The following is a 5,708-nucleotide window of genomic DNA, read 5'->3' as shown; positions in this document are numbered from 1 at the left end:
GTTGTTGGCTAGAAGTCCAAACACAATAGTACGCTACGAATATACTATCCTATCCCAACATTAGGAGGTAGATTGATGAGCACATTTCTGGATGCGAGAACATCACAAAATGCCAGTTTGGCCAACTCAATAGCTATTCCGATATTATTCCTGAACACCCCACAGCTCTTTGGCCAAATCGGTCTGCAAACTGCCGGAGCAGGAGCGAATCCCAGAGTTCAATTTAAAGGAACGGTTTCTTTGCAATTACCTTTAGCTCTTGCGGGAATAACGATTACCGTTGTAAGAGGTACCTTATCAACGGACCCGGTTATTTACTCCGCAACGTCCACATTTGGTTTAAGTGTATTGGCACCACAAGTAATTACATTCTCTGGAAATGATTTTAATCCACCGATTTTACCACAATTAACTTACACTGCTTTTGTAAGCTCCAACTTGCTGGGAACAATCCGTGTTGGTCCCGAGAATTTTGATGGATTTGTGGTCTCTGATTAATAGCTCTCTCTAAAAATGGTTATGTTAATCGTAAAAACAACCCCATACCACTAATCTACGGGAAACCGATTAGAGGTATGGGGTTGTACATGTTTGTTCAATCTGAAATGACAAATCCGTCGAAACTCTCGGGTCCCACCCGAGTAGTACCGAGCAGGTTTGTACTGATAAATGCGGTATAGGTTAATTGAGGCATAAGTGGTGGGTTATAGTCAGTGGAAGAGAAGACAATCACTTCAGGGTTAAGCAGACCATTCAGACCATATGTGTGGTTTCCCGAGTATACAATTGGATCGGTTGCGATTGTTCCTCTTACCACAGTAATCCTCACTATAAAAAGTGCACGCGGCAATTGCACCGTGATGGTTCCTTTTAATGAAACTCTTAGATTGGTTCCGGCTCCAGCGGTGATGAGACCAATCTGGCCGAATAATTGTGGCGTAAAAATCACTGGAATCGGTATGGAAATGGAATTAAACAACGCAGCATTTTGCGATGATCTTGCATCCAGAAATTGAGTCAACGTATATACCTCCTATCTGTTTCAGATAGAATAATATATTCATCATTCAGATTTTCGCATGGACGGAGGGTGCAGCGCTGGAGATATTAAAGACAAACCGACTGCCCATAGGACTGGACTCTTTAAGCCATACAACGCCACCCATTAATTCAGCGAGTTGTTTACAGATGGACAAGCCCAGCCCCGCTCCGCCATACTTTCCTGAATTACCATGAATCTGGGAATAGGATTTGAACAACAGATCCTGACGATCCTGCGGGATGCCGATGCCTGTATCCTTTATTTCGTAGGATGCATGGAGAGTACCTTTGGTATCAGCAGATACCTCAGTAGAGATGCATACTTCACCTTTCTCCGTAAACTTAAGCGCATTTCCAACGAGATTGATTAGAATCTGACGAACTTTGTGCTGATCGCCCATAAGCATCAGATGATCATTAATATTATATTCTGCGTACAACCTAATTCCTTTTTTCTGTGCTTCAGAAGAGAATAATTGTAATACATGTTCAACTGTGTCAGAGACACTATAGGGCTTGATCTCCAGAGAGATCGCACCAGCTTCTGCTTTGGAGTAGTCCAGAATTTGATCCATCATCGACAGAAGGCTGGCGCCACTTGACTCAATGACATTAACATATAACGATTGATCCTCACTCAGCCTGGTCGATTGCAACAGATTGGCCATTGCAAGAACACCATTCATCGGCGTCCGGATTTCGTGGCTGAGAACGGCCAGCAAATTTTTCTTTTCTTCAAGCACTTTTGCAGCGGTCTCTTCCGCCTGTTTTAACTGTTGCAGAGTTGTTTCCATCTCAAGAAGACTCGTGAAAAAGGAAGACAAGGAGAGAAGCAGATCCACGTCCTTTTGTTGATAGGAATAGAAATCCTGATCAAATGAGCAAAGGGAGCCGTAGATTTCTCCGTTCTCATTATGTATAGGCACACCAACAAATGAACACCCACCTACGAATTCGGTTGCGTCCATATGTCTGGTTAATGGATGTGTTAGATTATTATTGATTACTAACGGGCCTTGGGAATGTTCAGTCACAAGTGCACAGTATGACTCGGCGTTATCAACGACCAGCCCCTCCCCCAGAATGAGTTTGTCACGATTATATACGTTCAGAACTTTGGTGGATAAATGATCCAACTGGGCAATACAAAACGTATTTGCAGGAATTAACCTGCTTGCCGTGTCCATAACGTTAGCAGCCGAATCATATAATTTATGTGAGACAAGGGATAGTACATCAATGAATTCTGTTTTTAACATATTGATTTGACTCCTCCTGATTGTAGAAATTCGTTGTGCACTGTATTCAGTATATATGAATTTGAAGAATCGATCATGTATGGTTTTGACAGTGGAAGACGGAAATGAGAAAATATAATGCTGTGCAACATGTATATATTAATAAAGTTTTGGAGGCAAATCAATGAATCAGCGTTTTCGAATTACCCGATCCATGCAAGATAGTAATGCCGAACAATCCATCTCGCTGGAAGAGTGCAAACTCTACTTCGAATCCCAACCCGATTTTACCTATTCACCGGTTCTTAACATTGTAGGAGCAGAGAGCACCATGACCATTGAGGGGGACTTTTTTATGTGGGACCTTGAGGGTGCACAGATTGCTTTTCGTTTGTACATGGGGGATCTGTATGTAGCTATTTCTAACGAAGCTATTGTACCCAAAATGATTGAGATTGCAACAGATCTACGTGCAGATATCGTTGAAGGATAAGAAGTAGAGAACTAGAGTTTGATAAAAATGTAATGATGTTAGTTGTAGTATACTTTAGACATTCCTGTAAAAATGAGACTAAAGATTCATTTATATTCCATATGTTAGATTGTAATATATGGAATATAAAACATTTTACAGGAGGGTAATGAAGTGAAAAAGACCAAATTAATACTTGTTGTATTCATGAGTATGATCCTTGCCTTATCAATAACTGGAATAGGATCGAGTTCAAAGGCTTCTGCAGCTACGGCACGTACACCCATTGTATTGGTACATGGATTGACCGGTTCAGATAGCAATTTTACAGCAATTGAGAGTTATTTGCGTAGCCAAGGGTGGACAAGAGACGAATTATTCGCGATTGACCTTCCTAGCAAACAAGGAAACCAGCTGTTGAACTCCGCAGCAATTAGTCGATTCGTAGATGATGTTCTGCGCCAAACGGGTCATACAAAAGTCAATATTATAGCTCATAGCATGGGTGGAGCTAATAGTCTCTATTACATACTTAACCGTGGAGGCGCTTCCAAAGTGGATAAGTTGATTACCCTTGGCGGGGCTAATCGATTGACCACAACGACAGCTCCGAGTGGAATAAAGGTGACTTCGATCTATTCCACCAGTGACACGATTGTGTCCCCGGTACTTTCCCGTTTGAACGGGGCGAACAACGTTTCGGTTTCCCTCGTATCCCATATCGGTCTGCTGTTTAACTCGCGGGTGAATGCCCTGATCAAAACTGCGTTGAATGAGTAGCTGAACATACAAAATGTGCATTCTTTCATAATATTCTGAATGATTGACTTGAACACGACTGGCCATTCATGGTTAGTCGTGTTTTCGTATTACCCGGAAATGGCTCGCTGAGGTAAGTTTCAAAAATAGGTACATCCATTCTATAATTAGAAATCAGAATAAAAATGGAACAAGTTAAAGGAGTCTGTATACATGCAACCTCAACCGAATGATCGGATTAAAGTTCATCCAGGCTTTTGGGCTGGATTACATCAATTAGGGATTGGTGCTGATGACATCGCTCGCACAGCACAACTATCTCTTGAGACAATAAATAAACCTGTAGTGACCCAATCTCAATACTTCGCAATCTGGCAGGCCTACTCTGATCTCAATGGGGACACCGCCGAGGGCATCATCAAACTTGCAACCGGATATGAAATATCGAAGTATCCTCCGCCTGTACTGGCGATGTACCATGCTCGTGATTATCGTGATGCGTTGAATCGCATGGTGCGTTACAAGCAAATGTGTCCTCCCGAGAGTTTGCAGATTACCGAAGCAGGGGAGGAATGTATCATTGAACTCGAATGGTTACATAAGGAGCAACAAGGTCCGCCATTACTTGTTGGTATTACGCTGGCATTTCTGATCGAACTTGGACGGAGGGGCACAGGACAACCTTTGACTGCCAAAAGGGTTGAGTTCTCCCAACCGATGGGTGACGTAGCCACCCTTGAGGCTTACTTCGGCTGCCGAGTTGATACGAATTCTAACCATAATCGGCTGACGCTGGAACGGAAAGATCTGAGTCTTCCATTTCTATCGTATAACGAGGAGTTACTGGAGATTCTGACCCCGGCACTGGATCGGTCGCTGGACGAACAAGAGAGCAATCGTTCCATTACTGAAGTGGTCAAATGGATTATGAAACGCAGCCTCACAGGAAAGCGCCCTGACATCCAGACGGTCGCCAAAGAGCTTCGCATGAGTGATCGTACCTTGCAGCGGCGACTGACGGAGGAGAACACAAACTTCAAGCAATTATTAACCGAGGCCAGACGTGAGCAGGCCCGAGCGTACCTTGCAGATCCTTCACTTGATATCAAAGAAGTGGCATTTCTGGTTGGGTATGAAGATCAGAATTCGTTCTATCGTGCTTTCAAGACCTGGGAAGGGGATACACCTTCAAATTGGCGTGTAAGGCAATAACTCTGGCGCAAAATGCTAGTTACTAGGTCCTTCAGACTGCGTAATATTATACCTATCCGGTGCATGAAGCTATTGGCAATGTCCAGAAGAAGCAGCCGGATAGTTGTAATCATGAAGGAGAAATGCAGGATGGATATGGGACTAAAAGAGAAAACAGCCTTAGTTACAGGATCGACAAAAGGGATCGGCAAAGCGATTGCTATAGAACTCGCTCGAGAAGGTGTTCATGTTCTGATTAATGGACGTAATGATGAAGAGGTGGAACAAACCGTTCGTGAAATCAAGTCCACTTTTCCGGAGACCTCTCCGCAAAAGGCTACCGCTGATCTTGTGGATCTGGCGCAACGCCAAGCTTTATTCGAGAAATTTCCTGAAGTTGATATATTAATCAATAACATGGGGATATATGAAATCATGAGTTATGAAGACATAAATGATGAAGTGTGGGAGAAATATTTCCGTACTAATGTGTTGGCTGCCAATGGCTTGTCTCAATTTTATTTACCTAAAATGGTGAAGAACAATGACGGGCGTATTATTTTCATCGCAAGTGAAGAAGCCCTTATGCCTTCAGGCCAGATGCCTCAGTATTGCATGACCAAGTCAATGCTGCTGTCATTATCCAAAAGTTTGTCCAAACTGACAGCAGGGACCGAGGTTACGATCAATACGATCCTGCCAGGTCCAACACTGTCCGAAAACGTACAAGAAATCATTGAGGGCATATACCCTGATGAGGCACTGACTTTTGAGGAAAAAGAGAAAGACTTTATGAAGAGTAATCTGCCACAGTCCGAATTACAGCGATTCATCAAGCCAAGTGAAATAGGCAGACTCGCTGCATTTGTATGCAGCCCATATGCTTCAGCCTTCAGAGGCTCTCCCATCCGGATGGACGGGGGCATGGTTCCCACCATATTTTAAAATTGTTCAGGATACAGGATATGTATCCATAAGATGTCGCCAGCATTGGCGACTTTTTTATT

The 5,708-nt window shown here is 43.1% G+C and carries 7 protein-coding genes; 5 read left to right on the top strand and 2 right to left on the bottom strand.

Going from position 1 to position 5,708, the window contains the following annotated elements; all coding sequences use genetic code 11:
* Positions 1–75: 75 nt before the first annotated feature.
* Positions 76–498, top strand: coding sequence for a hypothetical protein (locus PAEAM_RS22425; protein ID WP_100529044.1), 423 nt, complete (start codon positions 76–78; stop codon positions 496–498).
* A gap of 97 nt (positions 499–595) precedes the next feature.
* Here the strand turns inward: PAEAM_RS22425 and PAEAM_RS22420 are convergent, their stop codons facing one another.
* On the bottom strand, positions 596–1,021 hold the full coding sequence (locus PAEAM_RS22420) for a hypothetical protein (RefSeq protein ID WP_100529043.1): 426 nt from the start codon (positions 1,019–1,021) through the stop codon (positions 596–598).
* 46 nt (positions 1,022–1,067) lie between these two features.
* A complete protein-coding gene (locus PAEAM_RS22415) occupies positions 1,068–2,300 on the bottom strand; it encodes a GAF domain-containing sensor histidine kinase (RefSeq protein ID WP_100529042.1) in 1,233 nt (410 codons plus the stop codon).
* A 163-nt stretch (positions 2,301–2,463) separates the two neighbouring features.
* Here PAEAM_RS22415 and PAEAM_RS22410 point away from each other — a divergent pair, with 163 nt between their 5' ends.
* The 4 genes from PAEAM_RS22410 (at position 2,464) to PAEAM_RS22395 (ending at position 5,646) form a co-directional block, all read left to right on the top strand.
* Positions 2,464–2,772, top strand: coding sequence for a hypothetical protein (locus PAEAM_RS22410; protein WP_036608134.1), 309 nt, complete (start codon positions 2,464–2,466; stop codon positions 2,770–2,772).
* A 186-nt stretch (positions 2,773–2,958) separates the two neighbouring features.
* The gene (locus tag PAEAM_RS22405) at positions 2,959–3,531 is read left to right on the top strand and encodes an esterase/lipase family protein (RefSeq protein ID WP_051449755.1); all 573 of its coding nucleotides are present in this window, start codon (positions 2,959–2,961) and stop codon (positions 3,529–3,531) included.
* 192 nt (positions 3,532–3,723) lie between these two features.
* Positions 3,724–4,722 carry a helix-turn-helix domain-containing protein gene (locus tag PAEAM_RS22400; RefSeq protein ID WP_100529041.1) on the top strand — a complete coding sequence of 333 codons (999 nt, stop codon included), beginning with the start codon at positions 3,724–3,726 and terminating at the stop codon, positions 4,720–4,722.
* Between the two features lie 129 nt (positions 4,723–4,851).
* Positions 4,852–5,646 carry an SDR family NAD(P)-dependent oxidoreductase gene (locus tag PAEAM_RS22395; RefSeq protein ID WP_036608125.1) on the top strand — a complete coding sequence of 265 codons (795 nt, stop codon included), beginning with the start codon at positions 4,852–4,854 and terminating at the stop codon, positions 5,644–5,646.
* Positions 5,647–5,708: the final 62 nt, after the last annotated feature.

It is taken from the genome of Paenibacillus sp. GM1FR (assembly GCF_002803315.1).
GTDB classification, from domain to species: domain Bacteria; phylum Bacillota; class Bacilli; order Paenibacillales; family Paenibacillaceae; genus Paenibacillus; species Paenibacillus amylolyticus.
Note: the sequence above shows the minus strand (reverse complement) of the source record. Positions and strands in the feature narration are given on the sequence as shown.